This window comes from Paenarthrobacter sp. NPDC057981 (assembly GCF_042886835.1).
Classification (GTDB): domain Bacteria; phylum Actinomycetota; class Actinomycetes; order Actinomycetales; family Micrococcaceae; genus Arthrobacter.
In genome coordinates this window covers 93,808-118,374 of record NZ_JBHVQI010000010.1, presented here as the reverse complement: position 1 = coordinate 118,374, position 24,567 = coordinate 93,808, and the positions used below count along the sequence as shown (strand labels likewise).

Annotated in this window: 24 protein-coding genes; 12 read left to right on the top strand and 12 right to left on the bottom strand. The window is 63.3% G+C overall.

What is annotated here, in order from left to right; translation table 11 throughout:
- The first annotated feature begins 28 nt into the window (after positions 1 to 28).
- From ACFVSI_RS11585 to ACFVSI_RS11570, 4 genes are read left to right on the top strand one after another with little or no spacing between them, the layout of a single operon-like run.
- The gene (locus ACFVSI_RS11585; protein WP_387823405.1) at positions 29 to 1,243 is read left to right on the top strand and encodes an aminotransferase class V-fold PLP-dependent enzyme; all 1,215 of its coding nucleotides are present in this window, start codon (positions 29 to 31) and stop codon (positions 1,241 to 1,243) included.
- Positions 1,244 to 1,301: 58 nt separating this feature from the next.
- On the top strand, positions 1,302 to 2,597 hold the full coding sequence (locus ACFVSI_RS11580; protein WP_387823403.1) for an ABC transporter substrate-binding protein: 1,296 nt from the start codon (positions 1,302 to 1,304) through the stop codon (positions 2,595 to 2,597).
- A 6-nt stretch (positions 2,598 to 2,603) separates the two neighbouring features.
- Positions 2,604 to 3,575, top strand: coding sequence for a carbohydrate ABC transporter permease (locus ACFVSI_RS11575; protein ID WP_387823401.1), 972 nt, complete (start codon positions 2,604 to 2,606; stop codon positions 3,573 to 3,575).
- A complete protein-coding gene (locus ACFVSI_RS11570; RefSeq protein ID WP_387823398.1) occupies positions 3,572 to 4,408 on the top strand; it encodes a carbohydrate ABC transporter permease in 837 nt (278 codons plus the stop codon). Before ACFVSI_RS11575 ends, ACFVSI_RS11570 begins: the two co-directional genes overlap by 4 nt.
- 44 nt (positions 4,409 to 4,452) lie before the next feature.
- Here ACFVSI_RS11570 and ACFVSI_RS11565 read toward each other — a convergent pair whose 3' ends face one another.
- Positions 4,453 to 5,319 carry a Ku protein gene (locus ACFVSI_RS11565; RefSeq protein WP_387823395.1) on the bottom strand — a complete coding sequence of 289 codons (867 nt, stop codon included), beginning with the start codon at positions 5,317 to 5,319 and terminating at the stop codon, positions 4,453 to 4,455.
- Between the two features lie 38 nt (positions 5,320 to 5,357).
- Here ACFVSI_RS11565 and ACFVSI_RS11560 point away from each other — a divergent pair, with 38 nt between their 5' ends.
- Complete coding sequence (locus tag ACFVSI_RS11560) at positions 5,358 to 7,895, top strand: ATP-dependent DNA ligase (RefSeq protein ID WP_387823392.1); 2,538 nt, start codon at positions 5,358 to 5,360, stop codon at positions 7,893 to 7,895.
- A gap of 92 nt (positions 7,896 to 7,987) precedes the next feature.
- On the opposite strand, the gene ACFVSI_RS11555 is transcribed toward ACFVSI_RS11560, so the two are convergent.
- Positions 7,988 to 8,248 (bottom strand): hypothetical protein, encoded by a 261-nt coding sequence (locus tag ACFVSI_RS11555; RefSeq protein ID WP_387823389.1) that lies wholly within the window; start codon positions 8,246 to 8,248, stop codon positions 7,988 to 7,990.
- Between the two features lie 50 nt (positions 8,249 to 8,298).
- Entirely contained in the window at positions 8,299 to 8,499 is a 201-nt protein-coding gene (locus ACFVSI_RS11550; RefSeq protein WP_387823386.1) for a hypothetical protein, read from the bottom strand.
- A gap of 238 nt (positions 8,500 to 8,737) precedes the next feature.
- Between ACFVSI_RS11550 and ACFVSI_RS11545 the strand changes: the two genes are divergently transcribed.
- Complete coding sequence (locus ACFVSI_RS11545; RefSeq protein WP_387823383.1) at positions 8,738 to 9,514, top strand: putative protein N(5)-glutamine methyltransferase; 777 nt, start codon at positions 8,738 to 8,740, stop codon at positions 9,512 to 9,514.
- A gap of 291 nt (positions 9,515 to 9,805) precedes the next feature.
- The gene (locus ACFVSI_RS11540) at positions 9,806 to 11,431 is read left to right on the top strand and encodes an MFS transporter (RefSeq protein WP_387823380.1); all 1,626 of its coding nucleotides are present in this window, start codon (positions 9,806 to 9,808) and stop codon (positions 11,429 to 11,431) included.
- Between the two features lie 127 nt (positions 11,432 to 11,558).
- Here ACFVSI_RS11540 and ACFVSI_RS11535 read toward each other — a convergent pair whose 3' ends face one another.
- Positions 11,559 to 12,974 carry a PLP-dependent aminotransferase family protein gene (locus ACFVSI_RS11535; protein ID WP_387823377.1) on the bottom strand — a complete coding sequence of 472 codons (1,416 nt, stop codon included), beginning with the start codon at positions 12,972 to 12,974 and terminating at the stop codon, positions 11,559 to 11,561.
- Between ACFVSI_RS11535 and ACFVSI_RS11530 the strand changes: the two genes are divergently transcribed.
- The 3 genes from ACFVSI_RS11530 to ACFVSI_RS11520 are packed head-to-tail and all read left to right on the top strand — an operon-like array spanning position 12,973 to position 14,982.
- A complete protein-coding gene (locus ACFVSI_RS11530; protein WP_387823374.1) occupies positions 12,973 to 13,905 on the top strand; it encodes a DMT family transporter in 933 nt (310 codons plus the stop codon). The two genes, ACFVSI_RS11535 and ACFVSI_RS11530, sit on opposite strands and share 2 nt — an antisense overlap.
- 24 nt (positions 13,906 to 13,929) lie before the next feature.
- Positions 13,930 to 14,553, top strand: coding sequence for an FMN-binding negative transcriptional regulator (locus tag ACFVSI_RS11525; RefSeq protein ID WP_387823371.1), 624 nt, complete (start codon positions 13,930 to 13,932; stop codon positions 14,551 to 14,553).
- Between the two features lie 9 nt (positions 14,554 to 14,562).
- Complete coding sequence (locus ACFVSI_RS11520; protein WP_387823368.1) at positions 14,563 to 14,982, top strand: VOC family protein; 420 nt, start codon at positions 14,563 to 14,565, stop codon at positions 14,980 to 14,982.
- Positions 14,983 to 14,999: 17 nt separating this feature from the next.
- On the opposite strand, the gene ACFVSI_RS11515 is transcribed toward ACFVSI_RS11520, so the two are convergent.
- Together ACFVSI_RS11515 and ACFVSI_RS11510 are read right to left on the bottom strand one after the other, a co-directional pair.
- A complete protein-coding gene (locus ACFVSI_RS11515) occupies positions 15,000 to 15,515 on the bottom strand; it encodes a GNAT family N-acetyltransferase (RefSeq protein ID WP_387823365.1) in 516 nt (171 codons plus the stop codon).
- The gene (locus ACFVSI_RS11510; RefSeq protein ID WP_387823362.1) at positions 15,512 to 15,982 is read right to left on the bottom strand and encodes an SRPBCC family protein; all 471 of its coding nucleotides are present in this window, start codon (positions 15,980 to 15,982) and stop codon (positions 15,512 to 15,514) included. Before ACFVSI_RS11510 ends, ACFVSI_RS11515 begins: the two co-directional genes overlap by 4 nt.
- 134 nt (positions 15,983 to 16,116) lie before the next feature.
- Between ACFVSI_RS11510 and ACFVSI_RS11505 the strand changes: the two genes are divergently transcribed.
- The gene (locus ACFVSI_RS11505) at positions 16,117 to 17,160 is read left to right on the top strand and encodes an FUSC family protein (protein WP_387823359.1); all 1,044 of its coding nucleotides are present in this window, start codon (positions 16,117 to 16,119) and stop codon (positions 17,158 to 17,160) included.
- A 47-nt stretch (positions 17,161 to 17,207) separates the two neighbouring features.
- On the opposite strand, the gene ACFVSI_RS11500 is transcribed toward ACFVSI_RS11505, so the two are convergent.
- The 5 genes from ACFVSI_RS11500 to ACFVSI_RS11480 all read right to left on the bottom strand — a co-directional run bounded on the left by ACFVSI_RS11500 (position 17,208) and on the right by ACFVSI_RS11480 (position 23,403).
- Positions 17,208 to 17,987, bottom strand: a complete 780-nt coding sequence (locus ACFVSI_RS11500; protein ID WP_387823356.1) for an SDR family NAD(P)-dependent oxidoreductase — start codon at positions 17,985 to 17,987, stop codon at positions 17,208 to 17,210.
- A gap of 97 nt (positions 17,988 to 18,084) precedes the next feature.
- Entirely contained in the window at positions 18,085 to 19,926 is a 1,842-nt protein-coding gene (locus ACFVSI_RS11495) for an IucA/IucC family protein (protein ID WP_387823353.1), read from the bottom strand.
- Entirely contained in the window at positions 19,923 to 20,513 is a 591-nt protein-coding gene (locus ACFVSI_RS11490) for a GNAT family N-acetyltransferase (protein ID WP_387823350.1), read from the bottom strand. The genes ACFVSI_RS11495 and ACFVSI_RS11490 overlap by 4 nt, the downstream gene beginning before the upstream one ends.
- Complete coding sequence (locus ACFVSI_RS11485; protein WP_387823347.1) at positions 20,510 to 21,844, bottom strand: lysine N(6)-hydroxylase/L-ornithine N(5)-oxygenase family protein; 1,335 nt, start codon at positions 21,842 to 21,844, stop codon at positions 20,510 to 20,512. Before ACFVSI_RS11485 ends, ACFVSI_RS11490 begins: the two co-directional genes overlap by 4 nt.
- Complete coding sequence (locus ACFVSI_RS11480) at positions 21,841 to 23,403, bottom strand: pyridoxal phosphate-dependent decarboxylase family protein (protein WP_387823344.1); 1,563 nt, start codon at positions 23,401 to 23,403, stop codon at positions 21,841 to 21,843. The genes ACFVSI_RS11485 and ACFVSI_RS11480 overlap by 4 nt, the downstream gene beginning before the upstream one ends.
- 277 nt (positions 23,404 to 23,680) lie before the next feature.
- On the opposite strand from ACFVSI_RS11480, the gene ACFVSI_RS11475 reads away from it, so the two are divergent.
- On the top strand, positions 23,681 to 24,049 hold the full coding sequence (locus tag ACFVSI_RS11475; protein ID WP_387823341.1) for a hypothetical protein: 369 nt from the start codon (positions 23,681 to 23,683) through the stop codon (positions 24,047 to 24,049).
- 48 nt (positions 24,050 to 24,097) lie between these two features.
- Here ACFVSI_RS11475 and ACFVSI_RS11470 read toward each other — a convergent pair whose 3' ends face one another.
- Positions 24,098 to 24,526, bottom strand: coding sequence for a hypothetical protein (locus tag ACFVSI_RS11470; protein WP_387823338.1), 429 nt, complete (start codon positions 24,524 to 24,526; stop codon positions 24,098 to 24,100).
- Positions 24,527 to 24,567 lie beyond the last annotated feature (41 nt).

Here is a 24,567-nt window from a genome sequence, read left to right as displayed (position 1 = left end):
TGCCCCATTTCTCCTGACGAAGGACGCCGTGATCCCAGCACCCCTCACAGTCCCCCGCCCGATGTTGACCCCCGAGGGCCAACCCGCCATGGCCGACTGGAGCCTCACACCGTCCAAAGTCCACCTCAACCACGGCTCCTATGGCTCCGTTCCCCGCGCCGCCCAGGCGCAGCAGCTCAAACTCAAGGAACTGATGGACCTGAACCCCTGCCCGTGGTTCATGAGCCAGTTCGAGCTGGTGGCCACGGCGCGAAGGGAGGTCGCAGCTTTCCTCAGTGTGGATCCGCAGCACCTTGCCATGGTCCACAACGCCAGCGCCGGAGTGAGCACGGTGTACAACTCGCTGGAGCTTGCTCCCGGCGCGGAGATCGTGACCACCAACCATGCCTATGGAGCGGTACTGCAGGGCGCAGAACGGATAGCCCGCAGATATGGCGGCCGCGTCCGGATCGCGGAAATCCCCCTCGAGGCGGACGCAGAGACTGTTTGTGCCTTGGTGATGGCCGAGGTGACTCCCCGCACGGCCCTGATCGTGGTGGACCAGATCACCTCCGCTACGGCCCGGGCCTTCCCTGTTGAAGACATCGCAAGCGCGGCTTCCCTCCTCGGGGTGCCCGTGTTGGTGGACGCAGCCCACGCTCCGGGCGTGCTGGAGTTTCCGGTTCCCGAATTTGAGGGTTTTTGGGTAGGCAATCTCCACAAATTTGCCTGCGCGCCCCGCGGAACGGCAGCACTGGTGGCACGGGGGCCGCAAGCACAGTCGCTGCAACCACTGATCGATTCCTGGGGCTTCCCCTACACCTTTCCGGAAAACTTCGACCACGTCGGGACCCAGGATGTGACCTCCTGGATGGCAGCCGGAACAGCCTTCGACACCATCGAAGAGCGGTACGGCTGGGGCACCTTCCGGAACTACGCCAAGGAGCTCTGCGACTACGGCCAGTCACTGATCGGCGAGGCGTTCACCAACGCCACGGGCCAGAACGCGGCGGTCGACGTCGGCATGCCGGTAGGGCCGCTGCGTCTCATCCCCCTGCCGGACGGACTCGCTACCACCCACGAGGATTCCCACGCCGTACGCGGCTACATTTCCGAGCATCTGGACATCGAAACAGCCATCACCACTTTCAATGGGCGGGGCTACTTGCGGCTTTCCGCCCACCTGTACAACTCCCCCAAGGACTACGAAATATTCGCGGAGAAGGCGGTTCCGGAACTTGTCCGGCTCGCCCGATCCCTCTAGACCCCACCCGCACCCGCTCAGCCGGTGCAAACACTCAACCAATCAACGGAGGACCCACGTGAAATCCAGAATTATGGCGTCTGCGGCAGCAGGCCTGGCGGCTGTTCTTGCACTTGCCGGGTGTGGAGGCGGCCAGCAAGCGGCCGATGGCAAGGTCACCTTGAAGATGGTGGAAAGCCTCACCAACCCCACCCGCACGGAGACTCTGAAGAAGCTCATTTCGGGCTTTGAGCAGGCAAACCCCGACATCAAGGTGGAGCTGATCTCACCGCCTACGGATCAAGCGGACCAGAAAATCCAGCAGATGCTCCAGTCCGGCAAGGGCGTTGATGTTGTGGAGGCCCGCGACATCACGGTGGGCTCGTTCGGCGCCAACAACTGGCTGTACGACATGACCAAGGACCTTGATGGCTGGGACGGATGGAACAACCTGACCGAGAACGCCGTCACGTACTCCAAGCAGAACGGCAAGACCTACTACATCCCCTACGGTTTCTATGGCCTCTCCCTCTTCTACCGCTCGGACCTGGTCAAGGAAGCCGGTTTCGACGGTCCTCCCAACAGCTGGGAGGAGATGGCGAAGCAGGCCGAAGCCCTTAACAAGCCGTCCGAAAACAAGTTCGGCTACGCGTTCCGTGGAGGCACCAACGCCAACTCCAACGCCGTAGCCATCATCGAGGCCTACGTGGCTGACGAGATCGACCGTGAGAACGCCTTCAAGCTGAGCAACGGCAAGACGATCTTCTCCTCGCCCAAGGCCCAGCAGGCCATGGATCTCTATATTGACCTGTTCAAGAAGGGCTCCCCGCCCTCATCCGTGGCATGGGGCTACCCCGAGATGGTGCAGGGCTTCAGCAACGGCTCCACGGCTTTCCTGCTGCAGGACCCCGAAGTGATTGCCACGGTCAAAGAGTCGCAGGCCATCAAGCAGGATCAGTGGAACGTCGCCCCGCTCCTGGTGGGTCCGGGCGGCAAGGCCATCCAGCCCGTCGCTTCGGCTGGCTGGGGCATTGCGGAATCTTCAAAGGCCAAGCCCCAGGCCGTCAAGCTCATCAAATATCTGGCCCAGGGCGACGCCGCAACCACGTTCAGCAAGGACAACAGCCTTGTCCCCACGCTGAAGTCCGCCGCCAAGGACACCTTCTACAGCACCGGCCCCTGGGCTGCCTACGTCAAGATGACGGAGAACCCGGACACGTACGTTTCGGCCATCCAGCCGCGCAGCGTTTCCTGGTGGACTGAGTGGATCAAGAAGTCCGACGGCGAACTTCAGCGGGTCCTCACGGGCCAGATGTCCACGGCCGAGCTGCTGTCCAGCTGGGATACGTACTGGACCGAAAAGATGAAGGGGTAACCTCCGGTGACTCTCGACGTCAAGCAGGCCGCACCGCCCCCATCGGGGCGCAAAGCCGCGCGGCCGGAGCCGGGCAGGGGCAGCTCGTCCAAAAGACGGTTCAATGGCCGGACAGCGTTGACCCTCTTGGCTTTCCTGGCACCGGCCGCGGTGTTCGTGGGGATCTTCACGTACTACCCCATGATCGCCGGCAGCCAGATGGCGTTCCGGAACTGGAACCTGAATGATCTTTCCGACACCTCGTGGATTGGCTTCGGGAACTTCCAGAGCCTGTTCGATGCTCCCGAGTTCGGGACGATCGTCCGTAATACCGTGGTGTGGGTTGTCGGCTCGCTGGTCCCGCAGGTAGTCATCGGGTTCGCCGTGGCACTGTTTTTGAAGCGGCGGTTCCGGATGCGCGGGGCATACCAGGCCATGATCTTCTTCCCCTGGGCCGTGTCCGGTTTCCTCATCGGCATGCTGTTCCGGTGGATGTTCAACGCGGAGTTCGGCGTAGTCAATGACCTCCTGATGAAGGCCGGGCTGATCAGCTCACCCATTCCGTGGCTGTCCGATCCCGGCTTCGCCATGACGGCGATCATCATCGCCAACATCTGGTACGGCGTGACGTTCTTCGCCATCATGATCCTTGCCGCCCTGCAGTCGGTGTCGGACGAGATGTATGAGGCCGCCGCTTTGGATGGTGCAGGCAAGATTCGGACGTTCTTCAGCATCACGCTGCCGAGCATCTCCACCACGCTGGCGTTGACCATCCTGTTGCGGGTGATCTGGATCTTCAACTTCCCGGACATCATCTTCGCGATGACCGGTGGCGGTCCGGCCGACCAAACCCACATCATCACCACGTACATGATCAAAATCACCCAGGAAGGCGACTACGGCAAGGCGTCCGCCCTGGGGTTGATCGTCATGGTCACCCTCATGCTTTTCGCAGCCTTCTACCTCATGGCCGTCCGTTTTCGAAAGGCAGACCGATGATCAACACTCCGACGCTCACGGGCCGCATCTCAAAGGTGGTCTTCCTGGGTCTTTGCCTGGTCGTCACTGTCTTTCCGCTGTACTGGATCGTGGTGACGTCCCTCAAGGAGCCGGGTGCCATCTACTCGCTGCCCTTGGATTACTGGCCACGGCAGTTGTCACTGGACAATTACATCGGGCTTTTCACCAAGTCCGACTTCGGCCAGTACATGCTCAACAGCCTGGTGGTGGCGCTGGTTGCGGCGTCGGTAGCGACGCTCATCTCGCTGCTCTCCGCCTACGTTCTGGCCCGGTTCCAGTTCTCCGGGCGAGGGGCCGTTCTGGGCGCCTTCCTCATCACGCAGATGATCCCGGGGTTCATCGCCTTGGGTCCGCTGTACCTGATGATGACCGACTTCGGGTTGGTGGATTCCAAGACAGGCCTGATCCTGATCTACATCGCCATCTGCATCCCGTTCTGCACCATCATGCTGCGCGGTTTCTTCGAGAACGTCCCTGATGCCCTGGAAGAGGCCGCCATGATCGACGGTTGCTCCAGGCTGGGTGCGCTCTTCAGGGTTATCGTCCCGGTGATGTTGCCCGGTATCGCGGCGAGTTTTGTGTTCAACTTCGTGAACTGCTGGAACGAGCTCTTCCTGTCGGTGACGCTGATGAACAGCGACAGCAACAAGACCATCCCGACGGCGTTGGCCGGCTTTATCTCCAGCTTCAACATTGATTGGGGTTCAATGTCCGCTGCCGCGGTTTTGACGGTGGTACCCACGCTGGTGATCTTCGCCTTCGCCAGCAAGTTCATCGTCCAGGGACTGACCGCGGGTTCAGTAAAGGGCTGATACGCAGCTACCGTCGGGCGCCCGTCAAGGCGCCCGACGGCGGTTCACGCCTTTTTCTTGGCCCGCGCCTTTGGCTTGCTGTCGGCTTTGGCGGCGGCAGCGTCGTCGTCGGACGCTTTTTCCTTGCCGCGCTTCTTGTCCAGGCTTCGCTTCAGTGCCTCCATGAGGTCGATGACGTCGCCGCCCTCGCCTTCGCCTTCGACGTTGCCGAAGGTGGCCTCGGTGTCGAGTGCCTCGCCCTTTTCCAGCTTGGCTTCGATAAGCGTCCTCAACTGGGCCTGGTAGTCATCTGTGTATTCATCGGGGTCGAAATCATGGGCCATGGATTCGACCAGGGAGGACGACATTTCCAATTCCTTGTCCGAGATCTTGATGTCCGTTTCCAGGGACGGGAACTTGGCCTCGCGCACCTCATCACCCCACAGGAGGGCCTGCAGCAGCAACACGTCACCGCGCACCCTCAGAGCACCGAGCCGGGTTTTCTGCCGTAGCGCGTACTGGACGATCGCGATCCTGTCCGTGTCCTCCAGCGTTTGCCGCAGCAACATATAGGCCTTGGGAGACTTGGAATCCGGTTCCAGGAAGTAGCTGCGCTCGTACATGATCGGGTCCAGCTGCTCGGCGGGAATGAACTCCACCACCTCGATTTCGCGGCTGTTTTCCTCAGGCAGGGACTTCAGTTCCGCGGCGGTGAGGACAACGGTGCGGCCTTCTTCCTCGTAGGCCTTGTCAATATCCTCGTAAGCAACAACTTCGCCGCAAATTTCGCATTTGCGCTGGTACCTGATGCGGCCGCCGTCCTTATTGTGGACTTGGTGCAGGCCAATATCGTGATCCTCCGTGGCACTGTAGAGCTTCACTGGTACGTTGACCAGACCGAACGCGATAGATCCCTTCCATATAGCCCTCATACACCCAGTCAACAGCACAACCCAGCGGAGGAGAAGAGGTGGCAGGCAAACAGCAGGAGCGCGTGAACGTGGAAGGCCACGAACTCACCCTGACCAATCTGGGCAAAATCATCTACCCGGAGACCGGCACCACCAAGGCTGAGGTGCTTGAGTACTACGCCACCGTGGCCCCTTTCCTGATCCCCGCTGCGGCCAACAGGCCGGTGACGCGCAAACGCTGGGTGAACGGCGTGGGGACCGCCGAACACCCGGGTCAGGTGTTCTTCCAAAAGAACCTTGAGGATTCCGCACCCCGGTGGATTCCGCGGGCCGCCATCCAGCATTCGGACCACACCAACGTCTATCCCATGGTGAACAACCTGGCGACCCTCACCTGGATGGCCCAGATCGCTTCCCTGGAGATCCACGTCCCGCAGTGGCAGGTGGACGCGTCCGGGACGCCGTTGAGGCCGGACCGCTTCGTCCTCGACCTGGATCCAGGCCCCGGCGCAGGTCTTTCGGAGTGCGTCGAGGTTGCCATGCTGGCCCGCTCCATCCTGCAGGACATGGGCATGGCGCCCGTCCCTGTTACCAGCGGGAGCAAAGGTATCCATCTGTACACGGGGCTGGACGGCACCCTGAAGTCCGAGCAGGTGTCCGCTTTCGCCCATGAGCTCGCCCGGGCACTGGAAGCCGACCATCCTGAGCTCGTGGTCAGCGACATGAAAAAGTCCTTGCGCAAAGGCAAAGTACTGGTGGACTGGAGCCAGAACAGCGGCAACAAGACCACCATCGTGCCTTACTCCCTCCGCGGCAAGGCCCACCCAACGGTAGCGGCGCCCCGGACGTGGGAGGAACTTGAGGACCCTGACCTGGAGCACCTCGACTACACGGAGGTGATGGAGCGGGCCAGTTCGGGCGAGGACCACTTCGCCCCCATTTCGGAACGGCACCTGCCGCCCCACACCGAGGACGGGACCGACGACGGCGGTACTTCCCGCAGCTCGGCCGGGGCCCGCGAGCGCGTGGTGACGGTGGAGAATCGTCTCGCCAGGTACGTCGGGATGCGCGATCCGGAGAAAACCCCGGAGCCGTTCCCGTCGTCGTCGGCCGCTTCCACAGCGGTGTCCGGCGGAACGTCAGACGGGCAGCCCAAACCCGGCGACCCCGCGCCGCCCGGGGGGATCTTCGTGATCCAGGAGCATCATGCACGCCGCTACCACCTGGACCTGCGGCTGGAACACAACGGGGTCCTGGCGTCCTGGGCGCTGCCGCGTGGAGTCCCGGAGACGCCGGACCGGAACAACCTGGCCGTCCACACGGAGGACCACCCCATGGAGTACGCCACCTTTGCGGGGGTGATTCCGAAGGGTGAGTACGGGGCCGGAACCATGACCATTTGGGACCGCGGCGAGTTCACGTGCGAGAAGTGGCGCGATGACAAGGAGGTCATCGCGACGCTCACGGGTGAGCCTGGAGGTGGCCTCGGCGGCACCAAGCGACTGGCCCTGATCAATACCGGGGATCGTTGGCTGATTCACCTGATGAAGGAGCAACCGGGCGGCAAGCGGAGCGCCAAAGCCACGCCTGCTGCTAAGCCCGCCGCCGAACCGCGTGAACCCGAGCCGCAACCCATGCGCGATTACGCCCCCATGCTGGCTACCTCCGGAACAACTGCCGATCTCCGCGGCGGCAACTGGCTCTACGAACTCAAGTGGGACGGCATCCGGGCCATCATCACCGGAACCGAGGGGCGGATCCGGCTGATGAGCCGCAACGGGAACGATCTCACAGCCACCTACCCCGAGCTCACCGACCGCGTCTGCTGGCCCGAAGGTGATTTTGTGGCGGACGGTGAAATCGTCGCCCTGGGCAAGGGGTCCAGGCCGGACTTCGGCCGACTTCAGCTGCGCATGAACCTCGTCAAGGCCGCCGACATAGAGCGGGCGCGGGCCTCGGTTCCGGTACAGCTGATGCTGTTTGATCTGTTGTACGACGCCGGCACGGACGTGAGCGGGCTGCCTTTGCTTGAGCGGCGCAAGCGGCTGGATGCGTTCGCGGAGCGCTTGCCCGGTGGATGCCCGCTCCATGTGTCAGCGGTGCTGGACCACGATGTCGAGGACCTCATGACAAGCGCTGCCGATCTGGGCTTGGAGGGCGTTATGGCCAAAAAGGCCGACAGCCGTTACACCGTGGGACGTCGCAGCGGGTCGTGGATCAAGCTCAAGCTGGAGCAAAGCCAGGAAGTGGTGGTGGGCGGTTGGCGCCCGGGAGCCGGGGCCCGGAGCGGGACTTTCGGGGCGTTGCTCCTGGGCATCCCCGACGGCGATGTCTTGCACTACGTGGGCAGGGTCGGCACGGGGTTCAAGGACTGGCAGCTGCGGGAAATTATGGAGCGGCTGGAACCCCTGGCGGTGGACGCTTCACCTTTTAAGGACATTCCGAGGGAGGACGCCGCCGGTGCCCGCTGGGTCCGACCTGAGCTGGTGGCCGAGGTGACTTTTGGTAACTGGACGGGGCCTGGCAGGCTGCGTCATCCGGTGTGGCGTGGGTGGCGCACGGACAAGTCCCCTTCCGACGTCAGCCAGCCCAACTAGGGGACAGATAACGCTCCTACGAGGCCTCAGTAGTGCGTTTGCTGTCCCCCAGTTGGGCTGGGGGGGTGGTCGGTTGTGTTGCGGGTGACGGTTTAGGACGAGTGCGGCATCTGCGGTCGGCTGGTCCGGTGGATCGCCGTTAGCGCTGCACCTTGGCCCATGCGGCCGTGGGCTTGGTCGCGGTCCTTCGGGTGCCGGCGTTTGCCGTTGCCGTCCGGCCATTGATTGGCTTGCTCCGTTCCCAAAGCCACGGCAATGACGGTCGGCTCGGGCATCGGTGCCATGTCCATGGACTCCACCAAGTGGTTTGCCACCTCAGGATCAATGCCCTCAGCGTTGTGGTTCGCAGTCATGGTTCTTCCTTTCCAGTGCGCCTGTTTTCCTATGGGCCTGTCCGCCGGAGTTACCAGCGGACCTTCTTCTCGGTCTTGGCTTGCTTTCCGCTGGCGGCGGTGGGCTTGTGCCCCTTGCCGGTGCTTTGCCAGCCGGCCGGAGCGCCGCCGCCCGACTTCCTGGCGAGCATTGCCCGTTGGGCGTCAGTGAGCTTGGACTTGATGCCGCCGGATGCGGGCTGCTTGTTGTCGTCTGAAGGGTTGGCAGTCATATGGACTCCTAAAGTGTGTGAGTCCTGAAGAGACACGTATCCCGTGGCGTTTGGTTAAAGAAAAGGCGTCGACAACGGGAACGGCGTGGAGGCAAGCCTCGACAGGCGTGGATTTTTGTCATCTGAAACGCAGCTGCATGCTCAAATCGAAGAGCACGGCTGGTCTACTCAAAAATCAGTGTTCCCATGCGTCATACCCTAACCATCATCCTGCACATTTGTGAACCCCTCCGTTAGCATGGCTCTCGTGAGCCGGAGCAGGTCGATCGTCGCCGCCCTTCGCGATGCGGGCTGTGTTTTCGCCGAGGACGAGGCCCGGCTCCTGATCGATGCCGCTGGCCATCCTGACGAACTCGACCGCATGGTGGCCCTGAGGGTGGGCGGCCTTCCGCTGGAACACATCCTCGGGTGGGTGGATTTCTGTGGGACCCGCATGGCCGTTGCCCCGGGCGTCTTCGTGCCGCGGCGTCGCACGGAGTTCCTGGTGCGACAGGCGGCGTTAACCGCCAGCCGCGGTGCCGTCGTCGTCGATCTCTGTTGCGGCTCCGGCGCCATAGGTGCCGCACTTTACGATCTTCTGGGCGGTTGCGAACTGCATGCGGCGGACATCGATCCCGCCGCGGTGACGTGCGCGCAACGGAACCTGGGGCCTCGTGGCGGCACTGCTTACCTGGGCGATCTCTTCGAGCCGCTCCCCCGCCGACTGCTGGGAATGGTTGACGTGCTCCTGGTCAATGCACCGTACGTCCCTACCGGTTCCATCAGCATGATGCCGCCGGAAGCGCGGGTCCACGAGCCGGCGGCAGCGCTCGACGGCGGCCCTGACGGCTTGGGTGTCCAGCGTCGCGTTGCGCTGGGGGCACCTCCGTGGTTGTCGCCGGGTGGGCTGCTTCTGATCGAGACTTCCAGACAGCAGGCCGCCGCGACGGCGGGGCTCCTGGCACGGGCCGGGCTTACTGTGGACGTGGTGACGGACGCGGATCTCGATGCCACACTGGTGGTAGGCGGTCACTGAGGGCCGTACTGGATTCGTCACTTTCAGGGCCGGGATTGGGCCCGTTACGTGGGCATAGCTAAACAATTTGGTAACAACGTGCTTCGCGGGGCAAAAACTGCCCGAAATCCGCGTCCTTGCAGGGCAAAAGCCGGTAATGAGATGCAACACACCTAGGCAATTTGCACCCCTGAGAGGGCCAAAAATCGGATCTCAACTCGGGTTTAAGGCCCAAACCGCGTAAAATTGAAACCCTGCCCAGAGCGGGGCAGCAGAAGTCGCAAGCAAATGACCTCCCTAGGAGAAGCCCAAATGCCCACAGACCAAAGCAACACCGTCTCTCCGGATGGCGCAAGGAACGCCGCCGGAAACACAGCATTGGCAGGCCACACCCCGGCCGCCACCAACGCAATAAAGAACGCAGCGAAGAAAGCGAAGCTCCGCCCGAAGCGCCGGTTGAAAGAATCGGACGTCAACGTGGTGGACAAGCCGATGCTGCGCAAAGCACTCGGCGGAACCATCGTCGGCAACACCATGGAATGGTACGACGTCGGTGTCTTCGGCTACCTCATCACCACCATGGGTCCGGTCTTCCTCCCCGAGGCTGACAAGTCTGTCCAGACACTCTTCCTTCTGGGCACTTTCGCCGCGACCTTCATCGCACGCCCCCTCGGCGGCGTCGTGTTCGGTTGGCTCGGCGATAAGGTGGGCCGCCAGAAGGTGCTCGCCGCAACACTGATGCTGATGGCGGCAAGTACGTTCGCCGTCGGCCTTCTTCCCGGCTATGCGCAGATCGGCATCTGGGCCGCCGCATTGCTGGTGATCCTGAAGCTTGTCCAGGGCTTCTCCACCGGTGGTGAGTACGCCGGTGCCACAACCTTCGTGAGCGAGTACGCGCCGGACAAGCGCCGTGGCTACTTCGCGAGCTTCCTCGACATGGGCAGCTACATCGGCTTCGCCCTGGGTGCCGCCTTGGTATCCATCCTGCAGCTCACGCTCGGACAGGCCGCCATGGAGGAATGGGGCTGGAGGCTTCCATTCCTGATCGCCGGTCCCTTGGGCCTGATCGCTGTGTACTTCCGTAGCAAGATCGAGGAATCCCCCCAGTTCCAGGCCGCCCTGGACGCCCAGGAAGCGAACGCCAAGGACGCAGCGTCGCACGATGCCGCTGTTGCCAAGGGCCCGGTGGGCATCATCAAGGCTTACTGGCGCCAGATTGTGCTGGCCATGATCCTGGCCGCCGCTGCCAACACTGTCGGCTACGCACTGACCTCCTACATGCCTACCTACCTCACGGATTCCAAGGGTTACGACCCCGTACACGGCACCCTGCTGACCATCCCGGTCCTGGTGATCATGGCCGTGTGCATCCCGCTCACGGGCCGGCTCTCGGACCGTATCGGCCGTCGTCCGGTCCTGTGGATCGGTGCAGGCAGCACTGTCCTGTTCGCAGTCCCGGCCTTCATGCTCATCGGCATCGGCGAGATTTGGTCCACGCTGGCAGGCCTGGCCCTGGTGGCGTTCCCGGTGACGTTCTACGTTGCGAACCTCGCATCCGCACTGCCTGCCCTGTTCCCGACCTCCAGCCGCTACGGTGGAATGGGCATTGCCTACAACTTCTCCGTGGCGATCTTCGGTGGCACCACCCCGTTCATCGTGCAGGGCCTCATCGAGGGCACGGGCAACGACATGATGCCCGCGTACTACCTGATGGCAACATCCATCGTGGGCGCCATCGCCATCTACTTCCTGCGTGAATCGGCCCAGCGCCCGCTGCCGGGCTCCATGCCCAGCGTGGACACGCAGGCCGAAGCCCGCGAACTCGTGGAAACGCAGGACACCAACCCGCTCATCAACCTGGACGAGATGCCGTTCGACGGCCAGCCCATCGATGATGCCGTGTTCGGCTCAGGCAAGAAGGACATGACCCCCGCGTAGGAACCGTTTGCCTGCAACTTCTGCACAGCGACGCTTACTCAAGCGACACGGATAGTCCGCGGCAATCCGCCGCCCACTGTAGCCACCAGCCCCAAGGCGCTCTCCTTGGTGTTGGTGGCTACGGGCGTTAAGACCCCAGCTGGGCCGCGACAGCCTCACCGATGATCCGCGCACCCTCCGGGAAGCGGCCCGGGTTCGGCCCGGCGTAGTTGAGCCTGATGTACGGACCCTCCGGTTCCGCGGGAAACCATTCGGACCCGGCCGCAATGAGCACCCCGGCCGCCTCGCAATCCTTGGTGAGCCGTTCGACGTCGAACCCGTCCGGCATCCGCAACCACAGGTTGAGGCCGCCCTTGGGCAGGTGACTGAGGTGCGCCTGCGGAACGAACTCCCGCAGGCTCGTGACCAGCAGGTCGCGCCGCGACTGCAGCTGGTGGCTCAGTCCGCGAAGGTGCGTTTGCCACCCGGGCTGCGTGACGACGTCGAGCGCCGCAGCCTGCAGCAGGCCGCTGACGTACATCGACTCCGCCGCTTGCGCGCCCATGATCCGTTCGCGTGCCGGGCCGCGGGCGATGATCGCGGCAACGCGGATGGATGGGGAGACGCTCTTGGTCAAGGAGCGGATGTAGACCACGTGCCCCGAGTCGTCCTTGGCGGCAAGCGGCACCGACGGGGCTGTGATGCCGAAATCGTGGGCCCAATCGTCCTCCACCAGGAAGGCGCCGTGGCGCTGGACAATCCGCAGCACTTCCTCGCTTCGCTCCGCGGACCATTGTGCTCCGGTGGGATTCGCGAAGTTGGGCTGGGCATAGAACAGCCGGGCGCCCGATTCCTCGAAAGCCCTGTCCAGTTCGTCCGGATCCGGGCCCTCCGGCCCGCTGGGGACAGGGATGACGTTCACACCCGCCTGCCCCGCGGCCAGCAGCGCACCCCAATAGCTTGGCGACTCCACCAGCAACGGCTGGCCGTGTCCCACGAGTCCGCGGAAGATAGAGCTGAGGCCGCTTTGGCTCCCGGGAAGTACGACGACGTCGCTCGGCTGGGGCGGCGTGACGCCCACCGGCGTCGAGGTGCTGAGTTCGTGCGCGAACCAGGATTGCAGTTCCGGAAGGCCCTGCGCCGGCGGCCGCGACAATGCAGCGTCTCCCCGTGCTGCGCGGGTCAGCGCGGCGCGGACCAGCCTTTCCGGGAGGAGCTCGCGGTCCGGATAACCGGAATGGAAGGCGATGACATCATTGGAGGCACTGCGCATGGCGGCGGAGTTCAGGGGCCTGGCAGCCTGGGCCGAACGAAGGGCTGCGGTCTGCCAGCCGTAGTCTGATGGCCGGGCCGTGCGGTAGGCGCGGACGAAGGTTCCGACGCCTGGACGGCTCTCGATCAAGCCCTGGGCGGTGAGGGTTCGCAGCGCCTTTTGCACCGTCACGGGACTCACTTGGTACTCGGCCACGAGTTGCCGGGTGGATGGCAGCTTTGCTCCGGGGGCGGCTCCCGCGATCCATTCTTTTACTCGCGAGACGATCCGGGAACTGCTATCGTTATTCATGAGTCACAATAGTAGCGCTACTACGATTTCACGGCCAGTGGTATCTACCAGAACATCCAGCGGTATCTGGTGGGGCCTCCTTGGCGTCGTTGCCTTCTCTTTCACTGTCCCGCTCACGCGTGTGGCGGTGGAGGGTATGTCGCCCCTGTTCATTGGCGCGGGTCGGGCAGTGGTGGCGGCCCTTCTTGCGGCACTTGCCCTCGGCCTGACGCGGCAACGGTTTCCCCGTGGCCGGCAGTGGCTCCGACTGGCAGTTGTGGCCGGCGGAATCGTTGCGGGATTCCCTTTGCTGACCACCTTCGCACTGACCAGCACGTCGGCCAGCCATGGCGCCGTCGTGATCGCGCTACTGCCAGCTGCCACGGCGACGATAGCGGTGATCCGTGGCCGGGAACGTCCCCGCCCCTTGTTCTGGGTCCTTACCGCGGTGGGAGTCGCGGCCGCGTTGGTCTTCGCGCTGGTTCAATCCGGCGGTTTCGGTTCGCTCCACTGGGCTGATCTGCTGCTGCTCGGAGCCGTGCTCGCAGCTGCCATCGGCTACGCGGAGGGCGGCTTGCTGGCCCGTGAGCTGGGCGCCTGGCAGACCATCTCCTGGGCCTTGGTCGTCGCCTCTCCCGTGATGATCGTGCTGACGCTGGCAGCGCTTGCTTCCGGATTGCCCGAGGCATCCCCCGTCCAATGGTTGTCCTTCGCCTACCTCGGAGCGGTGAGCATGTTCCTGGGATTCTTTGCCTGGTATCACGGACTTGCGATCGGACCCATGGCGCAGGTCAGCCAAATCCAACTGGTACAGCCCGTCATGACCATCGCCTGGGCCGGTCTCCTGCTGGGTGAGCCGATGACCTGGACCACTGTCGTAGGCGGGCTCGCCGTGATCCTCTGCGCAGGCGCCGCCGTCCGCGTCCGACTCACCCCGCCGTCGAAACACTGAAGCTGAACCCGAAGGAAGAAAGCAATGTACACCCCAGCGCATTTTGCCGCCTCTGACGAAGCCATCCAAGCTCTTCTCACCCACAGCGGGGCCGCCAACCTGGTCACCATGTCTCCGGACGGCTTGCTCGCCACCCTTCTCCCGTTCGTCTACGAGCCGTCGGTGGGTGAGCACGGCGCCCTGCAAGCACACATGGCCCGCAACAACACCCAGTGGTCATCCCCCGTTTCCGGTGAGGCGCTGATGATCGTCCAGGGCGCGGACACCTATATATCCCCGTCGTGGTACGCCTCGAAGGCTGAACACGGCCGGGTGGTGCCCACGTGGAACTACTCCACAGCGCACGTCTACGGTGAGCTTGTTGTCCACGACAACGTCGAATGGCTGGGCAGGCACGTCCGCCGCCTCTCGGATCAGCACGAGTCCGGCATGGACCGGCCGTGGTCCGTCGACGAAGCACCCGAGCGGTTCATCGCCGGGCAGCTGAGGGCCATTGTCGGCGTCGAACTTGTGATTACCCGGGTGGAGGCCAAGACGAAACTCAGCCAAAACCGCAACGCTGCCGACGTTGACGGGGTTATCGCCGGACTGCGCGCTGCGGGCAAGCCCGGGAGCGCAGCGGATGTGGAACGCGCCCGGACCTCGTAGACTCGGCGCATGCGTGACGATTCTGCTCAAACCCCAGGGCCCAGGGGATCCATCCACCACTTGGAGATCTGGGTGCCATTCCTGGAGCGCGCGAGGGAAGAGTGGGGTTGGCTCCTGGGACAGCTCGGCTATGAGCCGTTCCAGGAGTGGCCCACAGGGTGCAGCTGGAAGCTCGATGGAATGTACGTGGTGGTGGAGCAAACCGATGCCATCACCGGCACGGCCCATCGCCGGACCGATCCCGGCGTCAACCACGTGGCGTTCCATGCAGGCACTCGCGAGGACGTGGACAGGATCCGTGCACTCGGCGCGGACGCGGGTTGGTATGAGATGTTCGAGTCGAAGTACCCGCACGCAGGCGGACCGGACCACTACGCCGCCTACCTGCTGAACACTGACAGCTACGAGGTTGAATTGGTGGCTGATTAGCGGGCGCGGCCAAACTGCTACGTCGGGGGAACGGCCGGACGCCACATGGCTACCCTCGGCCAACGGGTCAGCCCCAGCTCCGCCTCGTGCTCCATCAGGCGGGCCAGCTCCGGACCCCAGCTGCCGGCGTCGAGCACTTCGAACCCAAGGCGGCGGTAGTACGGGGCGTTCCATGGCACGTCCCGGAAGGTGCTCAGGGTCTGGCGCTGCATGCCATGACCGCGGGCCCACACCCGTGCTGCGTGCAGCAACTCACGGCCCAGCCCTTGATGCGCATGGTCCGGGTGGACGCTGACCTGCTCCACGTGGCCTTGCCCATCGACGACGTCGGCCAACAAGTACGCCACCGGATAATCCAGCCCGTCCACGGACACCCAGGCGCGGCCGGCGGTGGCGTAGCTGTTCAGCTCCTCAATGGACAGTGGCTCGTCGTCGGCCACCGTGTCCATCCCCAGTGCCCGGAATGCCTCACCCGCGGCACGTTCGATCTCCTGCAGGATCACCAGGTCGTCTCCATGCGCGGGCCTGATCATTGCCGGGTGTCCAGAGCTGGAGGTGTTTGGGCCACCAGGAACCCGCTGCGCTCTTCGATCAGGTTCTGAAGGTACCGACCGAGGACCAGCTTCTCCACCAGGCGGCCCAACGGACCAAAGGGAGCGGCGAATTCCACGGTGTCCACCATCAGAGTGCCACTGCCGTCCGGCCGGAACTCATGCGTGTGGCGGAGGTACTTGAAAGGGCCCTTCACCTGTTCATCAGTGAACGACGACGGCGCCTCCATCCGCACGATCCTGCTGGTCATGCGGAACCTGACTCCCAGGTGCCAGGCCTGCCAGGTCACAGTTTCACCTTCCGAGATGAGGCCTGTGGTGGTGCCGGCGATGGCCTTTTCGCGGCTCTTTGTCATCGAACCAACGTGGGCATCGATGTTCCTTGACAGGTCAAACAGTTCTTGCGGCGGCATGCTGGAACGGGTGCGGCAGACGAAAACGACGGGCATACCTCGATCTTCCCAGAACTGTCCCTGTTCCGGGCTCCGGAATTCGCTACGGGTTGTGACCGGGCTTATGGCGGCACCGCTGACAGCCCTGATAACTTCGGAAACAAACCCTGAACGATTGGTGGTGTCCGCCCGTGCCCGCACTCCTGAGGCATGCCCGCGAACTCCACAGGCTTGGTCCGGCAAACAACGACCGCCTGTCAGCCGTCCGCGTCGCACTGAGCGTTGCACTGCCGGGGCTTTTCCTGATTCTTCTCGGCCGCCCCGAGCTCATGTTGTATGCCGTCTTCGGCGCGTTGACGGGGATGTACGGCCGCAACGAAAGCCACCAACTCCGGCTAAAACACCAGGCCCAGGCCGCGCTGATCCTCGTCGGCGGCCTCACCATTGGCGTGTTCCTTTCGCTCAACCACATCCACTCGTGGTGGTTGGTGGTGGTGGCCACCATGTTCGCCGGCGCAGGGTCCTTGTATTCGGACCGCGTGCGCTTGAAACCGATCGGGCCATTCTTCGGCATCCTGGCCTTGGGCGCCTGCGCTTCGGTCCCCACCAGCGTCCCGTTCACGACGGCGGTACTCGTCGGAGCGGCCTCGGCCGCCTTTTCGATGCTGGTTGGCTTCGCCGGGTGGTTCCGTCGCCGCACCTGGGTAGCCGGAGCTGGCCGGGATCTTCCTGCCCTCCGGGGTCCGCTTCGAACAGCCGCCCTTATCCACGCGGCCCGCTATTCCCTGGCGGTGGGTTTGGCTGGTGTCATTGGTGTTCTTAGTGGCAGCGGCCATCCGCACTGGGCCATGGCGGCAGCAGCCGTCCCCCTCGCCGGTGCCGACCTGCCAAGCCGGGTCCACCGCGGTATCCACCGCATCGTGGGAACGTTCCTCGGGTTGGCGGTGGTCGCCGTCGTGCTTTTCCCCACTCCGCTGTCTCCGCTGCAGTACTTTCCAGGCCACGAAGCCGTGGTCCTCGCCGCGGTGGTGATGCTGTGCCAGTTCCCCACGGAGTTGTTCATGGCCCGGCACTATGGGTGGGCCATGGTGTTCTTCACTCCGGTGATCCTGTTGATCGCGCAGCTTGCCTCGCCGATGGATCCGGGTGTGCTGGTGATGGAGCGTGCCATCGAGACCTTTGTGGGTGCCGTGGTGGGGATCGCTGTGGCCGTGGTGGTTCAGCGGCGTCGGTGAGCACCTGGGATGCGGGACATCTGCGCCAGATCACTCGCGCGTGAAAATCAGGGTTCCAAAGGCCGGCGCGGAGGTCCCGACGTCAACTTCGCAGGCAGGACGCGCGCGAAGAAGCTGACCACTTTGTAGCGTTTGGTCGGGATGGACACGCCTTTGCCCTTGGCGTTGTCCTCAAGGCCCTCGCGGACCACCCGCTCGGCGGTCAACCACAGGGAACGTGGCGCTACGGACTTGTCCATGCCCATGCGGTCGTGGAACTCCGTGTGCGTGAAACCGGGGCAAACCGCCGTGACCTGGACACCCGATTTCGCATACGTGATGTTGGCCCACCGGCTGAAGGTCACCTGCCAGGCTTTGGCCGCAGAGTACGTCCCCCGGTTCGCGAACGCGGCCACGCTGGCGACATTGATGATCCGGCCCTTGCCGCGCGCCAACATCACCTCCAGCGCAGCGTGCGACAACTCCATGGGCGTCTGGACGTGGAGGCGCAGATGTCGGCGTTCCTCGTCCAAGTCGTTGTTCTCAAAGGACTTCAAGAGCCCGATCCCCGCATTGTTGACCAGCACGTCGACCGGTCGGCCTGCGTCCTTGAGGCGGTCGGCAACCGCTGAAACCCCGACGTCGGTAGTCAGGTCCGCGGACAGCACCTCCGCCGAGATACTGAAGTCGCGTTCAAGTTCCTCGGCTTTGTCCTTGAGCCGCTGCTCGTCGCGGGCTACCAGGACCAGGTGGTGCCCGGATTCGGCCAGTTGACGGGCGAACTCGGCACCAAGCCCGGCAGTTGCTCCCGTCACCAGGGCAGTAAGTTCATTGGCTCGAGTGGTCATGCGCCTAGACTAGTCCCCCAACTCCCCCCGCGAGATGGCATTTAATGACAATGTCCGGGCGCGGGATTGTCATCAAATGCCAACTCGGTGGGGGTTGCTAGGCGAACTTGGCCAGCGGGTTGGCGAGGCGGCCGGCCATTTGGAGACCGCCCGAAGGATCCGAAATGTCCAGCATTTGTTGGTTGTTCCGCAGCTGCAGCCGGTTGAGGCAGGACAATTCGAAGTCCGGAGCGAAGAGATCGTGCATGGCGAACTGGTCTGCGAGCTCGGGGTGGCGCTGCTGGTACTCCCTAAGCACCGACGCGGCGGTTCCCCAGAACTCGTCTTCGCCAAGTGTCCCGTCCTCAACGAGGATCGCCGACAGGAACCGGAAGATGCAGTCGAACACATCCGTGAAGATCGCCAGGACCATTTCCTCGGCGGGGATCTCAGCCTTGATCCGGGAGACGTCCTCCGGGAGTTCAAGCCTGTCCCCCATCACGACGATTTCCTCAGCGAGGTCCTTCATGATGGCCCGGACAGGAACACCGTCCTCAAGGATCAGGATGACGTTCTCGCCATGGGGCATGAAGGCGAGTTCGTATTCGTAGAGGGAGTGGACCAGCGGTACGAGGTAGGCCTCGAAGTAGCGGCGAAGCCACTGGGCGGGTGCCAGTCCGGACCGCGAGATCAGCGCCGAGACAACCGAGGCTCCGGACTGGTCCACGTGCAGCAGCGATGCCATGGTGGCCAATTGCTGCCCTTCCTCAAGCAACGGAAGGGGACTTTCCCTCCACAGGGCAGAGAGCATCTTCCGGTACGGAGAGCCCTTCGCAGACGCTGCCTCGTAGTAGTGGTTGTGGTAGCCGATGGCAGCGCTTTCCTTGATCATGGCCAGGCCCCGGTTCTGGAGCTCCTGGTCATTGTCGATCAGTTCCTGCAGCCAATCGTTGATGGCCGGCGTGGCCTTCATGTACTGCGGCGACAGTCCCCGCATGAAGCCCATGTTCAGCACCGACATCGCCGTCTTCACGTAGGCCTTCTCCGGCGAGGTGGTGTTGAAGAACGTACGGATGGACTGCTGCGCTTGGTAGTTGTCATCGCCGGTGCCCAAGTAGACGATGTGGCGCTGGGCGATTTCTGCCGCGAACGTCACAGTGAGCTTGTTGTCCCACTGCCAGGGGTGCACCGGCATCAGGAGATAGTCTTCGGGGTCCAGCCCGGAAGCGGAAAGCTCCGCGTTGAACCACGCCAAGGTTGCGGGGCCCAGTTCCGCCTCGAAGTGGGTCCGGTAGTCCAACCCGGCGCTGGCTGTGAACACGGCCTTGCTGCGGTGCACCGCGATCCATTGCAGCTTCACCGTCGCACCCGCTTCCGGAGCGAATGCGTGATAATCGGCAATCCCAAAACCAAGCCGGCCATTGTTGGCAACGAAGCAGGGGTGGCCTTCGGTCATGCCGTGCTCGATCGCTTGGAAATCCGCCGCGCGGTCCTCCCCCTTGGTCACCCCGGCCACCAATTCGGCCGAGCTGAAAGGCTTGCCCTGCTTGTACGCGTGGCTGGCCAAAGTGCTGCTGATTTCCTCGAGATACACGGGGAGCATGTCCTGCTTGATGGCCAAGGCCTCCTGGAATTCCGCGATAAAGTCCAGCGCATCGATCGGCAACTCTGCGCCGTCACGCAGCCTGGCAATGGATTCCGGCACTACGGACCAATGGTCAAGTTGCAGCACGCGGGCGCGGAAGCGGTACTCAATTGTGTCGTCGTCGCTGGCGATCCTGTAGAGCCCGGTGCCCTCCCCCTCCTCCCGAACCAGTTCCGGAACCAGGATGCGCTCATGTGAGAACTCGGCGATGGCCTTGCGGACAAGGTGCCGGTTGGCTATGGACCACCGCTCCGGGGTGAGGTGGGCGACGGGCACGGCTACTTCATGGACGGGTGTATCAATGCTTGTGGTCACAGGGATGCTCCTCTGGTCGCCGCGGTGGGCGCGGCCAGGATCGGGGTCAGGGTGGCCAGGAAATCTTCGCGGGTGCAGAAACTCAGCAGGGCCTTCTTGTGGTCTTCGGCAGGGTCGACGGCGGGAAGGGTCACCACGCCGTGCGGACGGAAGCCCACCTTTTCGTTGAGCACATGGATCTTGTGGTTACGGGCGTCAGGCTCGACGACGACCCGCTGGTTTGCGGGGTCGGCGAACAGTTCGGTCATGACTGCCTGCATGACAGCGGTGGTGTAGCCCGGTTGAGGGTCAAAGTTGGGCGGCGACACCAGGAGGTGCATGCCGACGTCGCCCGGTTGGACCTCGTAAACGTCCGCCAACGGCGACGATTCCGGAAGGTACCGCTCCATCAGGAAGGCGGGGTCGCCGTCGTCGAGCCCTAAGAAGGCCTGGTGGTGACCAGAGGCGGCGATCTTCGAGTATTCCTCCACAACGTCTTGCTCCGTGGATGAAACCATGCCCCAGAAGCGAGCGTACTCCTGGCTGACCCAGCTGTGGAGGACGGGTGCGTCGTCCACAGGATTTACGAGCCGGAACGTGAAGCTCACAGTGCGGCTCCTGCGGTTTCAGCTGCCATGGCCGCGGGTGCCCCGAACTGTTGGAAGGCGATGCTGCGCTCGATCGGGTAGATCTCGCGGCCGGTGATTTCGCGCAGGATCACGGAGTTCCGGTAGGCGGCCATGCCGAGGTCGGGGGTGACGAATCCGTGAGTGTGCAGCTCTGCGTTCTGGACGAAGATTTCCCCGGGTTCGACGCCGGTTCCATAGTTGCGTTCGACGTCGAACCGGCCCTTGTGGTCGCGGCGGATCCGGTCCTCGATGCCGCCCAGGAAGGCAGGTTCCTTGTAGCTGTAGCCGGTGGCGAGCACTACAGCTTCGGATTCCAAGCGGTAATCACGGCCGTGCTCCTCGTGGCGCAACTGCAGGGTGTGGGTGCCCGACGCCGCGTCCCAATCGGCAGCGGTCAGCGACGAGTGCGTGTGCAACTGCGTGTCCACCATGCCGGTGAGGCTCTTGGTGTAGAGGAGATCGTAAATGTCGTCGATCAGGTCCGAGTTGATGCCCTTGTAGAGGTTCTTCTGGTTCTTGATCAGGGAATCGCGCTGCTCGCCCGGGAGCGAGTGGAAATAGTCCACGTACTCCGGCGAGGTCATTTCCAGCGTGAGCTTGGTGTATTCCAGCGGGAAGAAGCGGCCGGAACGCGTGACCCAGTTGAGCTGGTAGCCGTAGACGTCGATCTCCGACAGGAGCTCGAAGTAGAGCTCCGCGGCGCTCTGTCCGCTGCCCACGATGGTGATGCTGCGCTTGGACTGCAGCTCACTCTTCCTCGACAGGTAGTCGGCGTTGTGGAGGACCAGTCCCCCGGCTTCGACTATCCCTGCACAGGAGTCCGGAACATAGGGAGAGGTGCCGGTACCCAGGACCAGGCGGCGGGCGCGAAGGACCTCAGCGCCATCCGGGCCTTGTACCGAAAGGCTGTACACGCCGTCGTCGTAGCTAACATCCAGCACATCCGTGCTAAAACGAACCGATTCCAGCTGCCCCGCCACCCACTGGCAGTACTGGTTGTACTCGGCGCGCAGCGGGTAGAAGTTCTCGCGGATATAGAAGCGGTACAGGCGGCCGGTCTGCTTCAGGAAGTTCAGGAACGAGAAGGGCGACGTCGGATCTGCCAGCGTCACGAGGTCCGCCATGAAAGGCACCTGCAAGTGAGCTGGCTCAAGCATCATGCCCGGGTGCCAATCGAAGGATTCGCGGCGGTCAAGGAATACGCAGTCAAGGTTGTCGACAGGCTCACTCAGGGCTGCCAGCCCGAGGTTGAAGGGCCCGACGCCGATGCCCGCGACGTCGTAAATCCTGCTGTTGTTGGGGGTGCTCATGCTGCTGCCTCCGTGGATTTTGCGAGGAGGCTGGCGCCAGTCCTGCGGATGAGTTCGATGATTTCCTGAATGTCCTTCAAGGAGGCCTCCGCGTTGAGGAGGGTGAACTTGAGGTAGTGCCGTCCGGCGACCTTGGTACCGGCCACTACGGCTTCGCCGGAGGCGAAGATGGCTGAGCGGATGGCAGGGGTGAGAGCATCCGCTGCGTCTTCGTCGAGCTGTGAACCGCCAACGAAAGGCCGGTAACGGAACACCAGGGTGCTCAACTGGGGCGCAGCCGCGAGTTCGAACTCTACGTCGTCGGCAAGCAGCGAGCCCACACGGCCCGTCAGGTCAATGGCCTCGTCGAAAAGCGCGCCGATGGCGTCGGCGCCCATGATGCGCAGGGTAAGCCAGAGTTTCAGGGCGTCGAATCGGCGGGTGGTCTGGATGCTCTTGTCCACCTGATTGGGGATCTCGGCCTTGGCAGCGCTTTCCGGGTTCAGGTAGTCGGCGTAATACGTGACGTGGCCGAGCATGGATCCGTTGCGGACCACGACTGCACTGGAGCTGACCGGCTGGAAGAAGGTCTTGTGGAAGTCCACGGTCACGGAATCCGCCAGGTGGATACCCTCCAGGAGGTGGCGGTATCGGCCGGAGACCAGCAGACCGCCGCCGTAGGCAGCGTCGACGTGGAGCCAGGAATCGTAGGCGCGGACCAGCGCTGCAAGCTCGGACAGCGGATCTACCGAGCCAAAGTCGGTGGTCCCGGCGGTTGCCACAACCGCCATGGGTACCAGCCCGGCGTCGTGCGCTTCGGCCAAAGCAGCTGCGAGCGCGGTAGGGTCCATGCGGTGGTCTTCGGCGGTGGGGACGGCGATGGCGGCATCGAAGCCCAGGCCCAGCATCGATGCGGACTTCTGGATGCTGAAGTGGCTGTCCGCGGAGGTGAAGATGCGGAGCCGGTCCAACAGCTGCGGCAGGCGGGCTTCGTGGTCACCGGCACGCAACTTGGCGACCGCGTGGTTGCGGGCAATCAGCAAGGCCTGGAAGTTGGATTGGCTGCCCCCGGAAGTGAAGACGCCGTCAGCTTTGTCCGTGAAGCCGATTCGCTCTGCGGTCCAATCGATCAGGCGGCGTTCGATCATGGTGGCGCCGGCGCTCTGATCCCAGGTGTCCATGGAGGAGTTCACCGCCGAGAGCACGGCTTCACCCACCAGCGCCGGAATGACGACAGGGCAGTTCAGGTGCGCAGCGTAGCGGGAATCGTGGAAGTAGATGGCGTCCTTGAGGTACAGCTCATCAAGCTCTTCCAAGGCAGCAGCAGTGTCCGGAAGCGGTCGGTCGAGGTCCACGGCGCCCACCTTTGCTTTGAGGGCTGCGTGTCCGACGCCGGTGAAGGGCTGCGTGGTCCGCTGGACCTTGGTGGAGACGGCATTGACTCCTTGAAGCACCTGGGCCACGTAGCTGGGCGAATTGCGGGCGTTGAACAGCTGGTTGGTGGCAGCGAGGGCCAGCTCCACTTTGGAACCGAAATCCGGCTCCTGGGCAATCCGCTCTTCGACACTGGGTGACGTCACGACAGCTTCCTTCCGTTTACATTGGGGCACTTGTTAGCAAAGGCAAGCCTTACTTAGGTAACCCTTTCCGTCAAACTTTTGTGACCTATTTCGCTTGCGAGGCCATTTTTCATTGGATCGCTGCCCGATTCCGCGTCATTGACTTTCGCTCTGGCGGGTTTGGGTGGAAAATTCTGCCCGCGTTTGGCCACAGACTGTCCGGACCTCCTTCTCCCAGGGGTCGCTCCGCCCTGGGAGTAGAGTGCAAGGACTATCCCATTAACGGTTGGGGGACCCCTTGAAAGACCACGTCCACGAACGGATCGGCTTCCGCGAAATCGACGAGCACGGGAATGCCGTTCAAGCGGTCAGCCCCCACGTACCTGAGTCGCTGGACCCGCCGCGGAAGGGCTTCCCGGTGAATCCCTTCATTGTTGCCCTGTGGGTCATTGCCGCTGGACTGTTGTGGCTGGGATTGTGGGCCGTCGCCACCGCTGCCGGGGCCATGACCTCACCGGCTCCCTACCAGTCCACCCAGTCCGCACAGTTCATGTACATGATGCTGTCCAACGCGCCCTACGCCCTCCTGGCCGGCATTCTGATTATTGCGGCTCTCTTGTTCTGGCATGGGCTCCAATGGCAAAAGAAGCGGTCAGCCAGGCCGTAAATACCTGGTGACCGCTTCTCCGTTGTAGGTGAGTGACGTGCCCTGCAGCTAGAGCACTGCCGCACCAAGAACGCATCTGATGTCCTTGGCCGGTTTCGTCACCTCGGCGTTGGCTACCCAGTCCAGCGGCTTGCCGGGCTGGGCGTCGTTGAAGGTCTGCTCCCCACGGGCAAGGACGGCGGAAGTGCCCGGATCAACCCAACTGACGGTGATCTTGACTGCACCCTTGGTGCCCGCCGGAGGGGTCACCGTACCCGTGGCGGTTACCTTCCCGGGTGCGGTGTCGCAGGAGGTCATGGTGGTGGCCTGGATGATGCCGGTGCCCGGATTGGCCGGTTTTGCCTCGCCTGTGGTGGCTGGCCGGGTTGTGGTCGTCGACGGCGGGTTCCCCGCTTGGTTGCTCTCCGCCGAAGTGCAAGCGGAGAGCGCTGAAGCTGCTACCAGCAAGCCAACGATCCACGCTACTGGTTTGTTCATGTGATGGCTCCCAGTATCTTTTCGTGATGCGTACGTGAACG

Excerpts from the sequence above, each read along its gene's own strand:
- ACFVSI_RS11570 (WP_387823398.1), top strand. The coding sequence starts at position 3,572 with ATGATCAACACTCCGACGCTCACGGGCCGCATCTCAAAGGTGGTCTTC.
- ACFVSI_RS11565 (WP_387823395.1), bottom strand. The coding sequence starts at position 5,319 with ATGAGGGCTATATGGAAGGGATCTATCGCGTTCGGTCTGGTCAACGTA.
- ACFVSI_RS11555 (WP_387823389.1), bottom strand. The coding sequence starts at position 8,248 with ATGACTGCGAACCACAACGCTGAGGGCATTGATCCTGAGGTGGCAAAC.
- ACFVSI_RS11550 (WP_387823386.1), bottom strand. The coding sequence starts at position 8,499 with ATGACTGCCAACCCTTCAGACGACAACAAGCAGCCCGCATCCGGCGGC.
- ACFVSI_RS11545 (WP_387823383.1), top strand. The coding sequence starts at position 8,738 with ATGGCTCTCGTGAGCCGGAGCAGGTCGATCGTCGCCGCCCTTCGCGAT.
- ACFVSI_RS11540 (WP_387823380.1), top strand. The coding sequence starts at position 9,806 with ATGCCCACAGACCAAAGCAACACCGTCTCTCCGGATGGCGCAAGGAAC.
- ACFVSI_RS11530 (WP_387823374.1), top strand. The coding sequence starts at position 12,973 with ATGAGTCACAATAGTAGCGCTACTACGATTTCACGGCCAGTGGTATCT.
- ACFVSI_RS11535 (WP_387823377.1), bottom strand. The coding sequence starts at position 12,974 with ATGAATAACGATAGCAGTTCCCGGATCGTCTCGCGAGTAAAAGAATGG.
- ACFVSI_RS11525 (WP_387823371.1), top strand. The coding sequence starts at position 13,930 with ATGTACACCCCAGCGCATTTTGCCGCCTCTGACGAAGCCATCCAAGCT.
- ACFVSI_RS11520 (WP_387823368.1), top strand. The coding sequence starts at position 14,563 with ATGCGTGACGATTCTGCTCAAACCCCAGGGCCCAGGGGATCCATCCAC.
- ACFVSI_RS11515 (WP_387823365.1), bottom strand. The coding sequence starts at position 15,515 with ATGATCAGGCCCGCGCATGGAGACGACCTGGTGATCCTGCAGGAGATC.
- ACFVSI_RS11510 (WP_387823362.1), bottom strand. The coding sequence starts at position 15,982 with ATGCCCGTCGTTTTCGTCTGCCGCACCCGTTCCAGCATGCCGCCGCAA.
- ACFVSI_RS11500 (WP_387823356.1), bottom strand. The coding sequence starts at position 17,987 with ATGACCACTCGAGCCAATGAACTTACTGCCCTGGTGACGGGAGCAACT.
- ACFVSI_RS11485 (WP_387823347.1), bottom strand. The coding sequence starts at position 21,844 with ATGAGCACCCCCAACAACAGCAGGATTTACGACGTCGCGGGCATCGGC.
- ACFVSI_RS11470 (WP_387823338.1), bottom strand. The coding sequence starts at position 24,526 with ATGAACAAACCAGTAGCGTGGATCGTTGGCTTGCTGGTAGCAGCTTCA.